Annotated in this window: 9 protein-coding genes; 5 read left to right on the forward strand and 4 right to left on the reverse strand. The window is 35.3% G+C overall.

The window, feature by feature from the left end:
- Positions 1–48 precede the first annotated feature (48 nt).
- The 3 genes from secY (at position 49) to NEF87_RS15115 (ending at position 3067) form a co-directional block, all read left to right on the forward strand.
- Positions 49–1659, forward strand: coding sequence for a preprotein translocase subunit SecY (gene secY, locus NEF87_RS15105; RefSeq protein ID WP_457916458.1), 1611 nt, complete (start codon positions 49–51; stop codon positions 1657–1659).
- Between the two features lie 124 nt (positions 1660–1783).
- Positions 1784–2452, forward strand: coding sequence for an EMC3/TMCO1 family protein (locus tag NEF87_RS15110; protein ID WP_371802230.1), 669 nt, complete (start codon positions 1784–1786; stop codon positions 2450–2452).
- A 75-nt stretch (positions 2453–2527) separates the two neighbouring features.
- Entirely contained in the window at positions 2528–3067 is a 540-nt protein-coding gene (locus NEF87_RS15115; protein ID WP_371802231.1) for a hypothetical protein, read from the forward strand.
- 27 nt (positions 3068–3094) lie between these two features.
- Here the strand turns inward: NEF87_RS15115 and NEF87_RS15120 are convergent, their stop codons facing one another.
- Together NEF87_RS15120 and NEF87_RS15125 are read right to left on the reverse strand one after the other, a co-directional pair.
- Positions 3095–4108, reverse strand: a complete 1014-nt coding sequence (locus tag NEF87_RS15120; RefSeq protein WP_371802232.1) for an SWIM zinc finger family protein — start codon at positions 4106–4108, stop codon at positions 3095–3097.
- A gap of 1 nt (position 4109) precedes the next feature.
- Positions 4110–7439 carry a DEAD/DEAH box helicase gene (locus NEF87_RS15125; protein WP_457916459.1) on the reverse strand — a complete coding sequence of 1110 codons (3330 nt, stop codon included), beginning with the start codon at positions 7437–7439 and terminating at the stop codon, positions 4110–4112.
- Positions 7440–8058: 619 nt separating this feature from the next.
- Between NEF87_RS15125 and NEF87_RS15130 the strand changes: the two genes are divergently transcribed.
- A complete protein-coding gene (locus tag NEF87_RS15130) occupies positions 8059–12738 on the forward strand; it encodes a hypothetical protein (RefSeq protein ID WP_457916460.1) in 4680 nt (1559 codons plus the stop codon).
- 45 nt (positions 12739–12783) lie between these two features.
- On the opposite strand, the gene NEF87_RS15135 is transcribed toward NEF87_RS15130, so the two are convergent.
- On the reverse strand, positions 12784–15780 hold the full coding sequence (locus NEF87_RS15135) for a hypothetical protein (protein ID WP_457916461.1): 2997 nt from the start codon (positions 15778–15780) through the stop codon (positions 12784–12786).
- Positions 15781–16117: 337 nt separating this feature from the next.
- Between NEF87_RS15135 and NEF87_RS15140 the strand changes: the two genes are divergently transcribed.
- Positions 16118–18619, forward strand: a complete 2502-nt coding sequence (locus NEF87_RS15140) for an ATP-dependent DNA helicase (protein ID WP_457916462.1) — start codon at positions 16118–16120, stop codon at positions 18617–18619.
- Here NEF87_RS15140 and NEF87_RS15145 read toward each other — a convergent pair.
- A complete protein-coding gene (locus tag NEF87_RS15145; protein ID WP_457916463.1) occupies positions 18616–19398 on the reverse strand; it encodes an alpha/beta fold hydrolase in 783 nt (260 codons plus the stop codon). The genes NEF87_RS15140 and NEF87_RS15145 overlap by 4 nt on opposite strands.
- Positions 19399–19435 lie beyond the last annotated feature (37 nt).

The raw sequence follows: 19435 nt of genomic DNA on the forward strand, positions 1-19435 counted from the left end.
CGTATTACCAACACTCACAAATGAGACTTAAATTAAAAGGTTAAAAGCATGGCCGGTAAATTTCTAAATCTATTCTCTCCGTTTGTTCGAATTACTCCCGAAATTAAACAACCCGATCGGGAGATTTCGTTTAAAGATAAATTAATTTACACCCTTGTTGTTTTGGTACTCTATATAATTATGTCTAATACTCCATTATATGGATTGCCTAATACTGAACAAGGTGTAGATTACTACTTTTGGCTCCGTACGATTCTAGCTTCCCAACGAGGAACATTAACTGAAATGGGTATTGGACCTATAGTAACGGCCGGATTGATCATGCAACTTCTCCAAGGATCAAAAATGATCAATGTAAATATGGCTGATCCAAGTGATCGAGCTTTATTCACTGGAGCCCAAAAAGTAATTGCAGTTTTCCTCACAATCTTTCAAATTGTCGCATATCTCGCAGGAGGTGCTTTTGGAAACATTGGCACTGCAGATGGAGAATTATCCATTCCTTTAGCGATTGCTATCTTTCTGCAATTGATGTCTGCAGGCATTCTTATTATGATGATGGATGAAATTTTGCAGAAAGGTTATGGTTTAGGATCTGGTGTTTCCTTGTTTATAGCTTCTGGGGTTGCAGGACAAATTTTCTGGAATGCTCTTAGTCCCACCGGTATGTCGGGTGATGGCTCCGATGGCTTAATGCGGGGTATCATTTTAGCTTTCTTCCAAGTTTTATTTACCGATCAAGAAATACCTGGTCCTGGTCCCAATACCACGGATCCAGAAAATCCTCTTCTAGGGCATAGATTATTTGGTACTCGAGATGACAATCTGTTCCGTATACGAGATCTTTGGATTCGAGAAGCGGGTGCTCCCGGTCTTTTAGGATTAATCTTAACGATAGTCATTTTTGGTATTGTAATCTATGTAGAAACAATGCGAGTGGAAATTCCCTTAACCTACGCTGGTTACAAAGGTTATCGTGGAAAATATCCCATGAAATTACTATATGTGTCTAACATTCCCGTTATTTTAGCCCAAGCTCTCTATGCCAACTTTCTCTTCTTCGGTCAGCTGATATGGAAGAAGGCTGAGGGTTCGAGTTGGGAAACATTTGGAAAATTAATCGGATCTTTTGAACAGGCTTCAGCGCAAAGTGGAGGGGCATCGCATATGACACCAACCGGAGGGTTGATTTATTTTCTCACTCCGCCTCAAGGATTGTCTGCACTTATTACGAAGATAAGAGACTATGGGGATAACGAAACTACTGAACAACTTTGGGAGATTATTGCACATCCTATCATTTATTTATTTCTTTTCATCACCATTTGTGTCTTCTTTGGAAAGATTTGGGTCGAAGTCAGTGGATTGGCTCCTCGTGATATTGCTGGACAGATTATCAATTCCAAGATGCAAATCCCGGGTTTCCGACGCAGTGAAAAAGTTATCGAAAAGATTCTTAAACGATATATTCCGACGCTAACGATATTGTGTGGTTTTATAGTAGGGATCCTAAGCTTTACAGCAGATTTTCTGGGGTGTTTAAGTTCAGGAACAGGTTTGCTATTATCGGTCGGTATTGTTCAAAATTATGCGGAAACTATTTCTAAAGAAGCTGCTTCCGAACAATACCCTGGCATGCGTGGCTTGTTAGGAAATTAAAAATCGTTTTTTTTAAACCCATTTTTTCTCATAATTCTTTTTCTTCCTTTCTGTTTTATGTATTCTTCAGATTGCAAAATTTTTTTTAATTTGGTACCCTTTACCTTCCTATCAGTGGAAAATTATGTTCGCAATTATATTCGCTTGGGCTGATTTCATAGCCCTTGTTTCCAAACCTCCCAATTCATTGTGGTTTATTTTTGTCATTTGTTTGCTCGTTTCAGGAATATCTACCTTTTTAAATCGAAAATTGGTGGATTTAGATCAAGCTAATCGTATTCAAGCAGTGGTATCGGAACACAATAAAAAGAAAAAAGCGTTACTGAAACTCTCTGAAGAAAATCCGAAGAAATATGCAAAGGAATATGCAAAATGGCAAAGAAGAGATGCAAGCGTAAAGAAAATGCAGCAATCTATGTCTCTGAATCGATTGAAACCAACGTGTATTACTTTTGTTCCTATGATTGTCTTCTTTTATTTAATTCGATCTATATATACTCCTGAGGGTTCTGCCATCCAAATTCCTGTTGCTCGGCCTGTGATGAATCCTATGGATGATTTTCCTGCTTTTATTGTAACAATGATGCGTTCCCAGTTGTTTTCTGTGCTTGGAAATATTCAAATCGTCTCGGGATGGCTTGGGTTTACTGGCTATTACATGTTATGTTCTTTTACAACTTCAACCTTTATGCAAAAAATCTTTAAAACCTCACCACAAGGAGCTCAAGGTGGAGGTTCTTCCCTTTTCGATACAACTGCACAGATGGAATTACCAAAACCGGGTAAATTCTAGCAAAACCCGATTTCTTTTTTTTTCGAATTTTTATAAAACCTTACTTTTTTAGCGAGTAAAACAAACATTTTATTGATGCCCGAAAAAAAAATTCTTATCGGTGAAACCTTCAATGAAAAAGAAACAGAGATTATAGATGTATCCAATTTCTTTAATTATCAGAAAGCTATCAATTCTTTAATTGATTATCTCAATATTGCAATCGATGATACAATTGGAGGATTTACACGCTCCGATCAACTACTTTTTACTCATGTAAATAAGAAACTTATATTAAATGCGATTTTAGAAGCGGGATTCTATGATTTTTGTAAATTTCGTTTAGCGAAAGTCGCTGAAAGTGATGCCTTAGAGGATGAGGGAAAATTCATGGAGATGATGGAGATTGTGCAAGGAGAAATTGATTTATTGGCATATCTTCTAGTTAATACACGTTTAGCTCATCGAAATCTGAATTTTGATTTGTTTCTTAGTTTGTTAAAGGGCGGATTGTTTGTGGATACTATGGAAACCCATGACAAGATTGTAAAAGACATGGAAAATCAAGCAAAAACGGTGAATAGAAAAAATATTAAAGATAATGTCAAGATTGACGGAGATAATTTATATATATAGTTTGAATTTTCACTTATTTTGCCTAAACTAATTTCTTTTTCTTGTTGTTTTTTTCTCTCGCTTCGTTTTAGGTTTGGTTTCTAAGGTCACGGCTGTTTGGTACATTTTTTTAGTAATTCCTAAATACAGATCCCGTAATATAAGTTGGAAAGAATCTGGTTGTTCCAAATTGGGAGCAATTCCAATGTTATCCAAGGTTTCTATGACATTTTTAGGTGGACTGAATTTAAAGCCAATCTGCATCGATTTATCAGATTTCGAAAAAGGAATTTCTTGAATATCTTCCGCGGTTATTGAGGGATAATCAAAGGAATCTTCAGAAAAGTCTATCATTTGATGTAATTTCTTAATCGACTTTGCAATTGGTTGTTGAGAACAAGATCTAACGGTTTGTAATTGTTGTAGAATTTCATCTTTATCCATTCCTCGTAGTTTTAAGATAAGAAAAGGATCAAAATCCATCACTCGAGCAACATACAATGTCGTTGCTGCAATATGTTTGCAGGGAACTGCTTTGTCGGGGCAAGAACAAGTCGCATTTAAAGTACGATTTGGTGAGGGATACAAAGGAAATCCTTTTTCATTGAAGATTTCTTCCACATCTTGAGGCATTTGATTTTCGAGTAATTTTATAATATAACGAGCTTTCTCCGCAATTAAACCGATAATACCTTCCCATCCACGTTTTGGAATTGGATCAAAATGAATTTTGACTCGATAAGGCATAGGTGCCGTTCCTTGAACAGAAGCAAAGATCAAACCAGGAGTAATTGTCAAATTCGAGATTCGTTCTTCCTGTGCATATCGTAACCCTCTTTGCATCCGAAATGGTCGCCCGTATTCCAAGATGGAGTTCACCCACCTTCGTCCCCATTCCGTTCGGGCAAAACTCCGCAATTGATTTTTAATGTCTTCGATTTCCGACTGTTTTCGTCTTCGATCTTGGGGTGTTTTTGATCGATATGACGCTGGATCCTTGCGATGTGCGTTTTTGGTCAATTTTCGAAATGATGTCGGGGAGTTATTTTCTTTTTTTGCCATATTAAATCCCCCCTTCCATAGAATTTAAGGAGAATAAATCTCTTAGTTCTTCATTGGAAAGGCTCGTTATCCACGTTTCTCCTGAAGAAGTTAAAATTCGATCCGCCAAATCTCGCTTCTCTTCAAGCATTTGATCAATTTTCTCTTCAATAGTGCCTGTAGAAACAAATTTGTACACATTTACACGGTTCTGTTGCCCTATACGATAAGCTCGATCAGTTGCTTGATCCTCAACCGCTGGATTCCACCACCGATCAAAATGAAAAACTGTTGATGCTTGAGTGAGATTTAATCCTGTTCCACCAGCGCGAAGAGACAAAATCATGACAGGAGGGCTTTGAAGATCTGTGGATTGAAAATCATCCACCATTTCACCACGTTTGTTTTGTGGAATTCCTCCATGGAAGAAGAGGATCGGAAGTTTATATTTCAGTTCCAAAGCTTTTTGCAGCAAGGTTCCCATTTGTTTGAATTGGGTGAAAATCAAAATTTTTTCTCCATCCTCCAAAATTTCATCGATCATTTCTATTAATCGACCCATTTTTACAGATTCCTTAAAGAAATCATCTAAGCTGATGGATTTAAGATGTGAAGATGTGGCCTCCACGAGATTATCATTGTCGAGGGCTTCTTCATTGGTACTGTCAACGACTTCAGGAGTTAATTCAAAATAATCGGATCCCAAATGTAAATATTGAAAGGGATGATTGCAGATTTGTTTGGTGTGTGTTAATAAGCGTAAAATCAAGCCACGTCGTTTTTGTTGGTTTTGTTCTAAGTTTTCCAATTCTTGCATAGTTGAATTTACCACTTGAGCATAAAGTTTTGCCTGCTCCGGAGCCAGTTGTAAATAAACTTTTATTTCATTCTTTTCGGGAAGATCTTTGATGATGTTTTTATCCGATTTTAACCGCCGGAGAATAAAAGGTGAAATGAATCGTTGAAGTTTAGCGGAAATTTGTTCACTATGAAATCGCTCAATGGGATAGACAAATTTCTTCTGAAATTCTGCCCGTTTGCCCAATAATCCTGGATTTAAAAACTGAAACAAAGTCCAAAGTTCCAATAAACGGTTTTCAATGGGAGTTCCGCTGAGAGCAATTCGATATTGACTTTTCAAGCGCAAAATCGCCTGAGTTTGTTGCGTTTTGTAATTTTTAATGTTCTGGGATTCATCTAAAATGACACCGGTAAAAGGAATCGTTTCAAAGAAATCAATATCATTGCGAACGGTTCCATATGTTGTAAGAATAATTCGATGAGGTTGCATAAATTCTTGCAAGTATTTTGCTTCTTTCTTTCGTTCTGGACCGTGATGAGTGTAAATATCAAAATTCGGCGCAAATTTTTGGATCTCCCGTTTCCAATTAAACAGAACAGAAGTGGGGCAAATGATCAGGATACTATTTTCCATTTGAGCATATTTTTCTTTTCGATATTCTAAAAAGGAGATCACTTCTACCGTTTTCCCGAGTCCCATATCATCGGCTAGACAGACACCAAAATTGAATTCCGCCATATTACCTAACCATGTAAGAGCCGTTTCTTGGTAGGCTCTTAAATTTCCGTGGAACGTTTCTGGAACTTGTAAAGTTGAAAAAGATTCAATGTCACTTAATTGATTAACAATTTGTTGGAATTCTCCTTCTAACTCCACGACATATTGAGAACCTTGGGATCCCACTTGGATTTGACCTGCCATTCCCAATTTCAAAGCTTCCAGATAGGGAATTTCTCCTTTAATACTCTTCTGATTTTTAAAAATTGGACTTAAATTTTCCATGTCTTGAGGATCTACCAAAATCCATTGGTCGCGCCAGAAAATTAAAGGTTCTCGACTATTAGCTAGTTCGAGGAATTCTTTTTCCGTGAGTAGTTTTCCTTCCAATTGAGCTTCCCAATGGTATTCCATCATAGAATTAATATCAAATAATGAATCAGGTTTTCCTAGTCCACTGTGAGATCGAGTTGTTGTAGTTGAAGATTCCTTTTGTTTTACCACCATTCGAGCCGAAAGCCGTTGTTGACCTTGAAGGCGAAATTGTTCTGGTAAGACAACCTCAAATCCTGCTTGAATAAGTAAATACATGGATGTTCGTAAAAATTCCATAACCTCTGCAGATTTTAATTTTAGCTGTTGTGGATTCTTGCTATCTAATGATCTGGAAATAGGGGGAAAATATTTCCTCGCAGTACCCAATGCCCGCAATACTTCTTCTTGTAATTTATTTTCTTCATCACAGACATTTGCATATTCTAAACTATGGGTAATTATTCCATCCCATAAATCATCTAATGGAATAAAATTATCTGGTTCATGAAAGGGTTGAAGGTAATACCCCAACACCCAATCGGCATTCGGTGTTTTGGGATAATCTAAACGGAAAGAAAATGAAAATCCTAAGGAAAAAGAAAACCCTTGGCTATTTTGCACCCAATTTCGTAAAATCCCCGGAATGGGAGTGTCACAAAACCGATTAATTTGAAATTTGTTATTTTTTCCAATACAAGCTGTTAAGAATCGGAGGTCCCAAGGGCTTGTTTCATCATCAGCACACGCGTTTTCAAATTCTTCTGAAGTATTGAATTCATAATTATAACGTAAAGCCGTCTTCTCTAGAAATTTGTCATCAATTGAAGACCGAATTAACATATCAGCACTTGTATCGATGTATTGCGCAAACAGAAATGAAGGATGCCATAACCCACTAGTATAATATTGATCTTTTATGGTTTGAGAAGGTATAAAATCAATAGGGAGAGGATAACTGGCCCAAACAGAATTCCGAATTAGATTATTAATTCGATTATGGTCCTGCTGGGTTTTTAGAATGATTTTCCATTGACCCTTATATTCGTGCTCAGTCAATTGGTCTAAATACGGGATGAAATTTCCTCGTGAAAGAAGTTCCATGGTAAATTTAGTTAAATAAGCCCAAGTTTTAATTGAATCCGAATATGAAATAATCTTTCGACTTCGATCTATAGTTTCAGTGATATTTAAGGAGAACAAAATCTTAATTGCCGGAAGCAGAGGCATAATTTTCCCTTGAACCTGGCTTAATTTAAGGAATTTTGATGAGTCTTTTGGATTTATTTTTCCATTCTTTTTTGCTATTCGTAAAGAGCAAGATAAAAGTTTTGCAACTGGTACTTTTGGAAAAATTGTTGCCACTTCTTTCTCAATTTCTTCCAAAGAATCTGTTTGGGAATCCCACAAAAAAAAAAACCCGCTATCTGCTGGGAGTTTTTTTCCTTTTGTCAATAAGTGAAAATTACTACTTTTTCGGTTCCAGAAGTTCGGAGGAATGAACGTTAAATCTAATGGCATAAAGTAAAAATCTCCTAGTAGAGTGAATTTACTACGTCAAAAAAACTTTGGGCAAGGTTTATCAATAAAAGATCTGGACTTTTTAGAATTGGATTTGATGGTTAGATATCAACTTTTTTCGACATATATACATTTTCAAGATTCTTTGGAAATATTCCGAAATGTTTTCAATCCAGAGTTTAAATATTCAAATGGAATTGATTGTTTGGTGCATTTTTGCAAAAAAAAAAAACTGCTTGAAAAACTGGAATTTTGTCGGGAACTATTGAATATCAATTCAATAGCGAATTCCGCTTAAAATTGAAAATAATTTCATTTTAAACATTTATTTGAATCTCTAAATTAACATTTGCTTGGTTAATTTTAGCTTAAATTCTCCCCAATGTAGAAAAATTAGTTCCTCCACAAAAGATAAATTTCTATCAGAAGATACTATTTTTAGATTGCATTTCCACCAAATTAACAAAATCGGAAAGTTTTATCCATATTTTTATTAAATTTTTGGAATTTTTTTAATGACTTAAATAAAATATCCCAAGGCATCTCATCATGCTTACAACAAATATCTCACTCAGTAGATTTTTTGAAAACTATTGAAAAAAAGAGGTTGTAAACTATTATGAAATTTAAAAATGGGTTTATGAAAACTGCATCTATTTTTGCAATTCTGTTCGTTTCTTTACCAGCATTCCAATTTTTCCTTCCATCTGCTAGTGCAGCGGGTGAATTTGATGATGCTTATGAAGAAAATGATGGTATTGCAGAAGCATGGGGATTTTCATATAATGAGGGATATATTTCCGGGTTGAATCAATCAGATGATGATTGGTATTATTATGATGTTAATCCACATGATAAAATCACCGTAAATATATATTATACTGAATCTGAAGCTATTATGAATGTATCTTTGTACAATAGTAGCGAAATTCTGTTGGCCACTGAAGTTGATATTGCATATGGCCACAAACGCGTTGAATTTACTAATACACATGATCAAAATGAATTTGTGTATTTGAGAGTTTTTGGTAATAATAGTATGAAACTTTATGATTTACAAGCTAGTTTTGACTATGTTTTTGATCTAGAGCCTAATAACATCCTAGAAGATGCCTCAAAACTCCATTTCCCTGGCTTTTTCTCAGGTGGAATCCAAGAAAATGATGATTGGTTTGAAATTTGGGTAGAGGCAAATAAATCTCTTCACGTTTTCTTGAGAGACTGGTCTTATTCAAATAAAATTAATATCACTCTGTTTGATGGTACACATTCAATTATTGCAATTCCCTATGAATCTTCTAGTGAAAATAATAAGCTCCAGTGGATAAATCCATTTAACTATGATACATCTGTATACTTACTTGTTAATGGTACAAATGAAAGTACTAATTATGAATTGGACTTGGACTTAATCATTGATATCGAACCTAATAACATCCCATCAGAAGCAGTGGAATTACCCCATCCTGGGAATTATGATAATGGGATGGTTCAAGAAGGATATGATTATTACAAAATTTTCTTAGAAAATGGTGATTTTGTCAAATTTTATTTGAACAATCCAAATTATGGTTCTTATAATATCAATATGACCTTATTGAATAGTTCCTTAGCACACGTATCTACTGGGTTTGATGAGTATTCTGATGGAAATGTATATCTTAACTATACTCATTATGGAGATGGTCAGTGGTACTATATTCTTATTGATGGAGATAATATGGGCGGATCCTATTCCCTCGAATTTTACTATTTAATTGATATTGAACCAAATAATGATTTTGGTAGTGCTAGTTTGATTTATTCTACTGGATTTTATGATCACAATTGGTTAGGGGAAGAAGATTGGTTCTGCTTCAACGTATCTTCAGGAGAAGAGATTGAAGTTCGTCTAAATGATTTGGGAAGTTCAGAACCGATGAGCTTTGAAATTTACAACTCAACTAATGATCTCTATATGACAAGTTGGGATAAAGATGGTGAGCAATATGTTTCTTTAACAAACAATGATATTGGCCAGTTCTATTACATTCGGGTATATAGCTCGGGCATGTATATGGCGTATGGATATCAGTTGGAAATTCGATACCCATTTCATGAGGCTGATGATGATTGGTTAGAAGAAAATGATGATCTTTCTTCAGCAACTTGGATCGGCCCATCTCATTATGATTTAATTCAAAAAGATGCTGATTGGTTCAATACAACAATACCAGGTGGTGATATGTTGGAAGTATCACTGAGTTTTAATGGGGCGAGTAATGATATTGATCTCTTCTTGTACGATCAATATAACGCACTCCTAAACAGTTCTACTGGAATTGGAGATTGGGAACATGTGTCCTATTTTGCAGAATATACTATGAACGTAAGTTTCTTAGTCTCTGGAAATGGAAATGGAGAACCTTATTGTATGGATGTCAATTCGTATTACGTTGGGACAGGTCCAAGTGATGATTGGTTAGAAGAAAACGATGATCCTTATTCTGCCTCATGGATCGGACCATCCCACTATGATTTGATACAAATGGATAACGATTGGTTCAACACTACAATACCTGGAGGAGATATGTTAGAAATTTCCTTAAATTTCAACGGATCGATAAATGATATGGATCTATATCTGTATGATCAATATGGGACTCTTCTAAACATGTCCACTGGAGCCGAAGACTGGGAAAAGGTGACCTACTATGCTGAAAACTCTCTGAATGTAAGTTTCCTTGTCGTGGGAGATAATAATGGAGAACCTTACAGTATGGATGTTTATTCTTACTATATTCCAATGGGATCCTCTGATGATACACTTGAAGAGAACGATAACCAAGAACAAGCTGCTTGGATCACTAGTGGATATTACTCCGATCTTTATCAAGGAGATGAAGATTGGTATAACATATCTGTTTCTCTTGGCAGTGTATTAGAGGTAGAATTGTGGTTTAATGGGTCTTCTAATGATGTTGATTTCGAATTGTTCAATTCTTTCGGAGATACTGTCGGAGGTTCGTACTCTGCTTCAGATTATGAGTCATTTATCTTTCGTAATATGCAAGAATCGCAAATCATTTCAATCAAAGTTTATGGTTATAACAATTTCGAGCCATACACTATGAATATTGACATCTATCCAGATTCGGATGATTGGATGGAAGACAACGATTTTAATAATCAAGCTCACTTCCTTTATTTGCCATTTGAAGGAGAGAATTTACGTAACTTCGATGATGATTGGTATGAATTTCATTTAGAAACCAATGATGTTGCAGATATTTATTTTGATCTAATTGATGCATCTTATCCACTTCAGGTTGAGATCTGGACACAGAGTTGGGAATTGATCTTCAATGTAACTGTTACTGGACCTCATACAATTTCTGTTGAAGCTAATTACAATCCATCCGATTACTTCATGAGAGTATCCGGATATAATCTGGGAGAAATTTATAATTTAGAAATTTTTCTGAATGGACTAAGTGTAAACAGTGATGATTGGTTTGAACCAAATGACTATCCAGTTGAATCTACAGATCTTCTGTTACCTTTCGAAGATTGGGGTTTAAGAAGCTTCAACGAAGATTGGTACGATATCGATCTTGCTGGTGGGGATTACATTGATATCTTTATATGGAATTCTAATCCCACTGATAATCTCCGACTTGTTGTATTTGATCCATCTTGGACTGAAATTAAAAATCAAACAATCTATGCCGATTCAAACGGTCCTATCTATATTAATCCCGCCGAATCTGGTACGTATTATATTTTGATAACCAGTGATTCTAATGATTTCTTCGGGAATCATTATGATCTTCGAATTGATTTAAACGGTGAACGATTCAATGATGATGATTGGGCAGAAGAAAATGATGTGCAGACTAATTCCCATCAACTTTCTAACAATAATTACTACTCAGATTTAGTTTGCATGGATGATGATTGGTTTTACTTTGGGCCTATCTTAAGTCAAGAAACTCTTAGTGTGGAATTACGCTACGATACAGTCAATAATCTTGTCATCGAATTATTTGATGGCACTGGGGCATATCATGGATTTCAAGTAGATGATCAAACTTGGGGAAAACTGCTCACTTGGACTGCAGGAGGATACTTCTCTACCGCGTATTTATTGATCAGTGGAGACTTTAATACACCTTACTCCCTTGATTTGAGAGTTAGCACTACTATTAGTGATGATTGGGCGGAAGAAAACGATGATATTTCATCGGCAAAAGATCTCTCAATCAATCGTCATAATGGTCTCATTCAAAACGATATGGATTGGTATAAAATATGGTTAGAGCCAAATGATCTGCTCGATATTATATTAGAATATGATAACGCCCTCCCTGGTTTATGGATGGATTTAGATTTATATGAATGGAGTTCAACAGCAGAATCTTTGCTGGTCTCGGGAACAAATGATAATGGGAAAAATATATTATCTTATACAAATGAGAATCTTGCAAAATATGTCTATATTCGAGTAAATGGTCCAAATAATGGAGATTGGTATGATTTAGATCTTACTTTGAATCCAAGTACTTCACCTGAAGAACCTTCTCTGGATTGGGTTGCTTATACATCTGGGGATTTTGCTGAATGGGATGCTACCGTTGAAATTTTTAATGAAGGTGGAAATTCAACTCTATTTGAAGGTTCCCTCCGGGGTGATATTACTGATGTTCAATTAGGTGAACACTCTGTGATAGTGAGTTCTAATATGCAATGGTCCAATATTCCTACGGAGTATTTACAAGGATGGATCACTGGGGCTTATAACTTTGATATTGAAGGTGATGGATTTGCTTATCCCGCATATTTTGGATTCGCATCCGTTTTTGTTGGCGATGGGTTCCATTATAGCGATACCCAAAAAATTTTCACTAACATCTTTGACACTAGTTATGATATTCTGGATGACGGGCGGACCTTAGAAGTGGAATATAATCCAAGTGAGGGACCTTACTATAAGATGCGAGTAACTTATACGGAAGACGGTTTCTTGAAGGAAATATCTATCGAAGGGGATTTTGTTGATGCTGTGGGAAATATTTTTGCCTATGGAAAAATTCACTTACTTTTAAGCAGTTCCTCAGTTGTTGAAGAAATAAAAACCGACGATACAATGACGAACTCTACAGATGATGGGAATGGAACGGGTGCGGATAGCAATCCATTTAGTGGATTTGATCTTAGCAGTATCCCAGGTTTTCCAGCTGAAATCATTGGAGGCGTTCTTGGTCTTACCATCATTGCAATGATTGTGGCAGTAAAAAAGAAATCGAAAAAAGTGTTTTAAATTTTTTTACCTCAATTTTTTAAATTATTTCTATATTTTCATCACTTAAGTTTGTAAATTGTTGATGTCTAACACATTAATTTGCACCAGAGTTTCAGGATCTACTTCTTCCTCTTCCTCTTCATATTCAATTCCTTCTTCACTCTCATTTTCTCCTCCCTCTGATTCCTCTTCTTCTTCATATTCTTCTTCCGCCTCTCCTTCTTCTTCATCTTCATATTCGTATTCGGGATATTCTGGATCTGCAGGAAAAGTTATTTCGAGAATTTTTGCCTTAGCTACTTTATCATCCTTTTCACTGGTGGTACATATGGAAATAGATTGATTCTCCCAAAGTAAAGTATGGCCCTCTTTGCTAAAATCATTGCTGGAAACCATCATTCCGTTTACTTCTTCCGTGATCAATTCATTCGCCTTCATAAAAGCAGAAAAAATGGTTTCATTGAAGCTATACCCTTTCTTCTTTGCGATCTTTTTAATGGGATTTTTCTTCAAACGGGCATTAGGTTGATTTAGAATAAATTGAAGGGCATAAGAGTCCATTTTTTTGGCTGAAATATGCGGAGAATGCTTTATTTCTGATAGCAGAACTGGAGTTTCCGGATTGTTAATGTTAGCTGGAATGCCCCCGTGGGATGCAATAATGTTTTGATATGTGGATTTGACAACATGGGCGATTGGGAGTTTAACAAAAAATTCTTTGAATTCTTCTAAAATCTCATCATCAAAATGATCTAAAACATTTTGAGCAAATCCATTCTTTTCCATTCGTGAAAGTTCTTCTTCTTCACCTCGACACATAATCACTTCTGCTGGATAAGCTAAGTTGAAACACATAATGTACAGTAAATTATGCAGATCCATACTATTATTACCAATAAAATTTCCTAAAAATAAAATGCGTAATGGAGTTTCGTTCGCTTGACTTTCAAATATTTTGGGTTGGAAAAATCGTGAGAGCAATTTATCATTATCATCAAACGTAGAATCACCCACATAATACAATTTACTACTCCCAGGCAAAGTTTCAATAAGTGGTTTTGAAGAATCATATTGATCATAGATATCCTGAATTTGATGCAACATTTGTTGTATATATTGCTTCGCATTATCTCCTCCATAAAATTCATCAGGAGTAGGATGATTATATCGATGGAGGAAATAAAATTCCCAGATTTGATCTATTTCATTTGATTTTAGAGCTGCCATTCGGGGTTTTTCTTTACTTGCTTTTGCATCCAACTCGGCTTGAAGTTCCTCATTGCGGCGAATTTCTTCCAAATCCTCGAGTTCTTCGTCAGTTGAGGGGACATCTGCCCCAGTACCGGCTGTTAAAATTCTAACTTCTTCTTCTGAATGCCAATTTGCCAGATCCAATACTTTTTGAGTTCGTTCAGATTTGGTTAGCTCCTTGTCGTTTTTGATTGCCTGCATTTTCTCTTGATATTCTTGTTTATGAGATTCTAAGGCTGCTTGGCGTTCTTTTTCCTCTTTTTCTTGTAATTCTTTTAGCGTTCGTTCTTCTTCATCTTGAATTTCTTTTAACCGTTTTGCTTCTTCCTTTTCTTTTTTAATACGTTCAAGTCGAATTTTTTCTTCTTTATCATCTATACGAGCTTTCTCCGCTCTTTCCTTTTCAATTTGTTGAAGTCGTAGTTTTTCCTTTTCTTTTTCTAGACGAGTTTTCTCTTCCTTTTCCAATCTTAGAGCTTCTTGTTCTTCTTTCTGTTTTTTTTCCAATTTTTGCTGTTTTTTTAGCTCTTCTTCTTTTAGTTTTCGTTCTTGTTCCTTGGCTTTTCTCTTTTTTTCCTTTTCAAGTTCTTTTTCACGGGCTCTACGCGCTTTTTCCTCAGTAATTTCTTTAGCCCTAATTTCCCGTTCTAATTGCTTCTTCTTTATTTCCTGCTGAGTTTCTTGTTTTTGAAGTTCTTTTTCAAAACCCTTATCCTTAGAAGCTAAAATTTTCAAGATTCTTCGATCTTCTTGGGCTTTGATATAACTGTCACGAGTAGGGTGATATTGGTTTGTGATAAATTCAATGTTTTTCTGTTTTACTTCTGGTTCATTAGGATTGATATTACGCTTAATTTCATATTTAACATCTACTCGCGCTAGCCATTCATCAATAAATTTGAAATTTTTCCGTAATTCACCACGTAATGCATTACGGATGTTATAATCAATGGTTTCTGAAGATAATTCTTTGCCAAGTGTTTCAAGAGTTAATAACCATTGTTTTCCGCTTTGTTTTACATGATTATAGTATCCTAATTTTTCAAACGCTTGGATTTGATTGTCAAATTCGTTGATTGTTTGCTTTAATATTTGAACTTCCTCTTTTACAGAAAGGGGTTTTTGAATTTTTTTTTGTTGATCCACTGTGATCTTTTTTCGAAAAAGTCGAATCGCTTCAATATTCTCGGGAATTTCTTCGGGATGGGTTTTATCACGAATATATTCTCGAGCTTTTAGCTGAATTGGTGCTTTTTCTCCAAATTTTTCATAATCTGCAACTTTTAATTGAATATCCTTCTTATTTTTCATACCATTCTGGTTGTTGGATGCTTCTTGGTTTTGAATATTCGACCGTTCTTCTTCTCGCTGTTTTATGGACAAATCAATTTCTGCTTGTTCTTGGATGAAGCCATCTTGAATAGACCTTAGAGTTTGTAAAATTCCCTTAACATATTCTGCTGAACGTTTTCCTTCCACCCGAAATTTGTCAGGATCAGAATAATCGAACCTTTTTTTCATGCTACGAATAATTTGCTCAATTTCTCTATCATTTTGGCGAACGACATTAATAAATTTAAATAACCCCTGATATTGGTCGCGATCCTCTCCGATTTTGTCACATACTTGGCGGTATGCCTCGGCTAAGGTTATAGCATTTAATAATTGTGGTGATTGGTTTAAAGTAATAAGATCTTCCTTAATGCCTTTGGTAAAATCTTGAAATGCCCGAATAAGTTCCTTTTCTAGTCTTTTCTTGAATTTAATTCCCCGTTGCAAATCCCTTTTTTGTTTAAATTTCTTCAGCATTTCTCCCCGACTCCAAAGCTCTTCTTTGGTACTACTTAATTTCTGAGGCTTTAATTTTTTTCTTCTTTCTAATTTTGACAAAAAGTGGGCTCATAAAAAAATATATGCAACAAATCGATAAATAGTATATGGCAACTCATAATAAATCTACTAAATCTCCCCTCCTAACTTCCTCATTGCTTGAACAAATTCGAACCATTATTTTACAATCCAATTCATAAGTTTTTCTTCATTTTTCATTGATTTTCCATTGGTATTTTTGAGTTAATAAATTACAATTTCTTTGATATCCCATTATTTATTTTACTTTAAATTTTTTAAAACATAGGGATGAAACATGAAAGTTGTAGAAGAAAATAAGGAAATCCATTTATCCATTAAGGATGTGATATTCGCCAGTAGTGATAGGCGGTTCTATACTTCTTCCATCCCTCTTCGAATTCGTGCTTCTAAAGGTACCGAAGTCCATGTCGCCTTTCAAGATAAACGAAGTCAATCTGAAAAAAAATTCCAAAAAGAAGCCGCTGTAAAAATCAAACTTGAGGTAATGGATTGGAAATTCATAATTTCTGGGCGAGCAGATGTTATTTTTGAAAAACAAGGGAAATTAATCATCGAAGAAATCAAATCGGTGACGAATTTGGAAAAGTTCGATTTCTCCTCCCGAATTGCGGAAGAATATCGGCAACAACTACTTATGTATGGTCACTATTACAAGCAATTAGGAAGAGATATTGTGTGTCGATTAGTGCTGGTGGATATTTATTCAGAAGATACCGAGATTATTGAAATTGAACCCCAAGATTTAACCAATTATATCCAGCAACAATGCCAAGTTATACTTACCTCATGGAAACAAAACCTAAAACAACGAGATTTATTAAAAAAACGTGCTAAAACAATTCAATTTCCTTTTTCAGACCATCGTCCCAATCAGAAAGAAATTATTGAAAAAACATCTGAAATTTTAAGCAATCAAGGTCGTCTCATGCTTTTAGCACCTTCGGGACTTGGTAAAACCATCGGAACACTTTATCCTGCCTTGAAATATTCACTACGTCACAATAAGCGTCTTTTCATTGTGACATCAAAAACGACCCAACAAAACATCTATCGAGAAACACTCCAGATCTTCGCTAAAAAGAAAGGTCAATTTTCTTCCATTATTCTTACAGCCAAGGAAAAGATGTGTGTAAATGACGCTTTCATTTGTGAAAAATCTTTTTGTCCCTTCATAGAAAATTATGAAAACGCACCACTTGATGAGATCACTTCAGAAGTATCAAAAAAACAAGTTGTTGATGCACGCATTATTCGAAAGATTGCCAAGAAACATACTGTATGCCCATTTGAACTTTCCTTGGATTATTCGTTAGAATGTGATGTCATAGTTGGTGACTATAACTACGTGTTTCATCCCTTTATTAAATTGAAACGTTATTTCGATCAACCCTATGATGATATGGTTCTCATTGTAGATGAAGCTCATAATTTACCTTCACGGGCTATGACTTATTATTCGCCTGAAATTACTCTAAAAAGTATTGCTGACACAATCGAGTCCTTGCGTGCGTTAAATCTTCCCAAGAAAGTGGAACGTAAAGGTCTAGATCTTTATCAGAAAGTCAACAAATATCTCCTTGCCCTAATTAAAGAATACCCTGATATTCCAAACCGTAAAATTGTGCTCGCTAAATTTGATAAGAAATTCTTTCGTACGGTAGTGAAGGATAGTGATCGATTTGTAATGTGGTATGTTCAAGCTTATATTGATCGAATGGGATATCAACCAGGAGGTAAAGATAGAAATCTTGAGTTTACTATGAATTTACGTAATTTTTATTTAATCTTGAAGGAAAGCGATTTACCTGAATATAGCGAGTTGTTATATCTTAAAGAAGGGAAAATGAAAATCCTATGCAAATCAGCAGCCCATAAATTAGAATACCAACTTCAAGGGTTTAATTCGGTTATTATGCAATCAGCCACTCTCTTTCCAATGGAATATTTTCAAAAAATGCTTGGGTTTCCTGAATCTGCAATTCGGCTTCAATTTAATTCCCCTTATGCTCAGCAAAACCGGTTATATCTATTAATGCCGAACATTTCAACCAAATATGAATATCGTCGGGATTCTTATGAACCAATTGCTGCATTGATCTGTGATTCAGTAGCCTTAAAATATGGGAATTATCTTGCTTTTTTCCCCTCCTTTAAATATTTAAAAGCCGTGGAACAAGAAATTGAGAGAAAATCTCTCTCAGTTGAGTTGTTAGTGCAAGATAGAAATATGAGTGAACGAAAAAGGAGAGAATATCTGAAAAAATTGCAATCCCCAGATAAAAAATATCTCCTCTTAGGAGTTCATGGTGGCATTTTTAGTGAAGGTGTAGATTTCACAGGTGATATGGCTATTGGAGCATTCATCATCGGTCCTGGATTACCAGCTTATTCATTGGAGCAAGAAATGATGAAAAATTACTTTGATTTCAAATGGCAAAAAGGATTTGAGTATGCCTACCGCAATCCAGGGATCACAAAGGTAATTCAATCTGCAGGTCGGGTTTTCCGAACTTTTACAGATAGAGGATTTGTTATTTTAATTGGACAGCGATTCATAACTCCTTTTTATAAAGATATTCTCCCCCAAGATTGGTTGATTGAGCGACCTGATGATATTATTGGAAGAATTTCTTCTTTTTGGAATGATAAATCTCCAAAAATTATTACAAAGTCAAATGAAACGGAAGAAAAATATGAGAAACCGAACAAAAAAAAGAGCTCTAAAAAGAAATATCCAAAAACAGTTGACCTCTTTGATTTGATGGAAAAGCTTTAATTGGAATCTAAGAAATTCAGTACAATTTGATTAAATTCTTCAGGTTTTTCTATGGGTACCGCATGGTGAGCATTTTGGATTATCTTTAATTCTCCTAGTGGAATTTTCTCTGCAATAGCTTGTTTTATTGATATTGACGTATAATCTTGGTCTGCTGTAAGTATTAATGCAGGACATTGCATTTGTTGGAGTGAATTTTCCACACTCCAGTTTTTCAACGCATCCATGCTTTGCAAGTATGCGCCTTTTTCGTTTTCAGCCCAGCGGTCCGCTACAATAGATTGAAGATCTTGTTGACTTTCTAAGGGAAAAAGATTTCTGCCAATTATTTCTCCAATTTTTTTCATCCCAAGTATTTTTACAACAAAAGTCCGCTTCCAATAAGCAAATCTGGTTTTGATTGAGTTTATTTTTAGAGACGCTGCCATATTTACAGCAATTATTTTTGAGACTTGATTTGGGTAATCAATAGCAAGCTGATATGTAATTGCTGCACCCATCGAGATTCCAAGCACTGAAAAATTATCAATTTGCTCTGAATTTAATAATTGGATGATATCCTCGGCAAATCCTTTAATTGAATATCTCGCCTTTGGTTTACCACTTTGACCATGACCTCGTAGATCGATTGCAATGGTCCGATATTTCTGAGCAAATACTGGAATTTGATATTCCCAATCCCTTAGGCTGGACCCTAATCCATGGATTAAGACTAAATTTGGACCCTGTCCTTTAATCTCAAAATTTATCATAATCCCATTAATCCTTTTTTGGGGCATAATTTTATTCTAAAAATAATCCTTATAAGTCTTCTAA

This window comes from Candidatus Lokiarchaeum ossiferum, from assembly GCA_025839675.1.
GTDB lineage: Archaea > Asgardarchaeota > Lokiarchaeia > Sigyniarchaeales > Promethearchaeaceae > Lokiarchaeum > Lokiarchaeum ossiferum.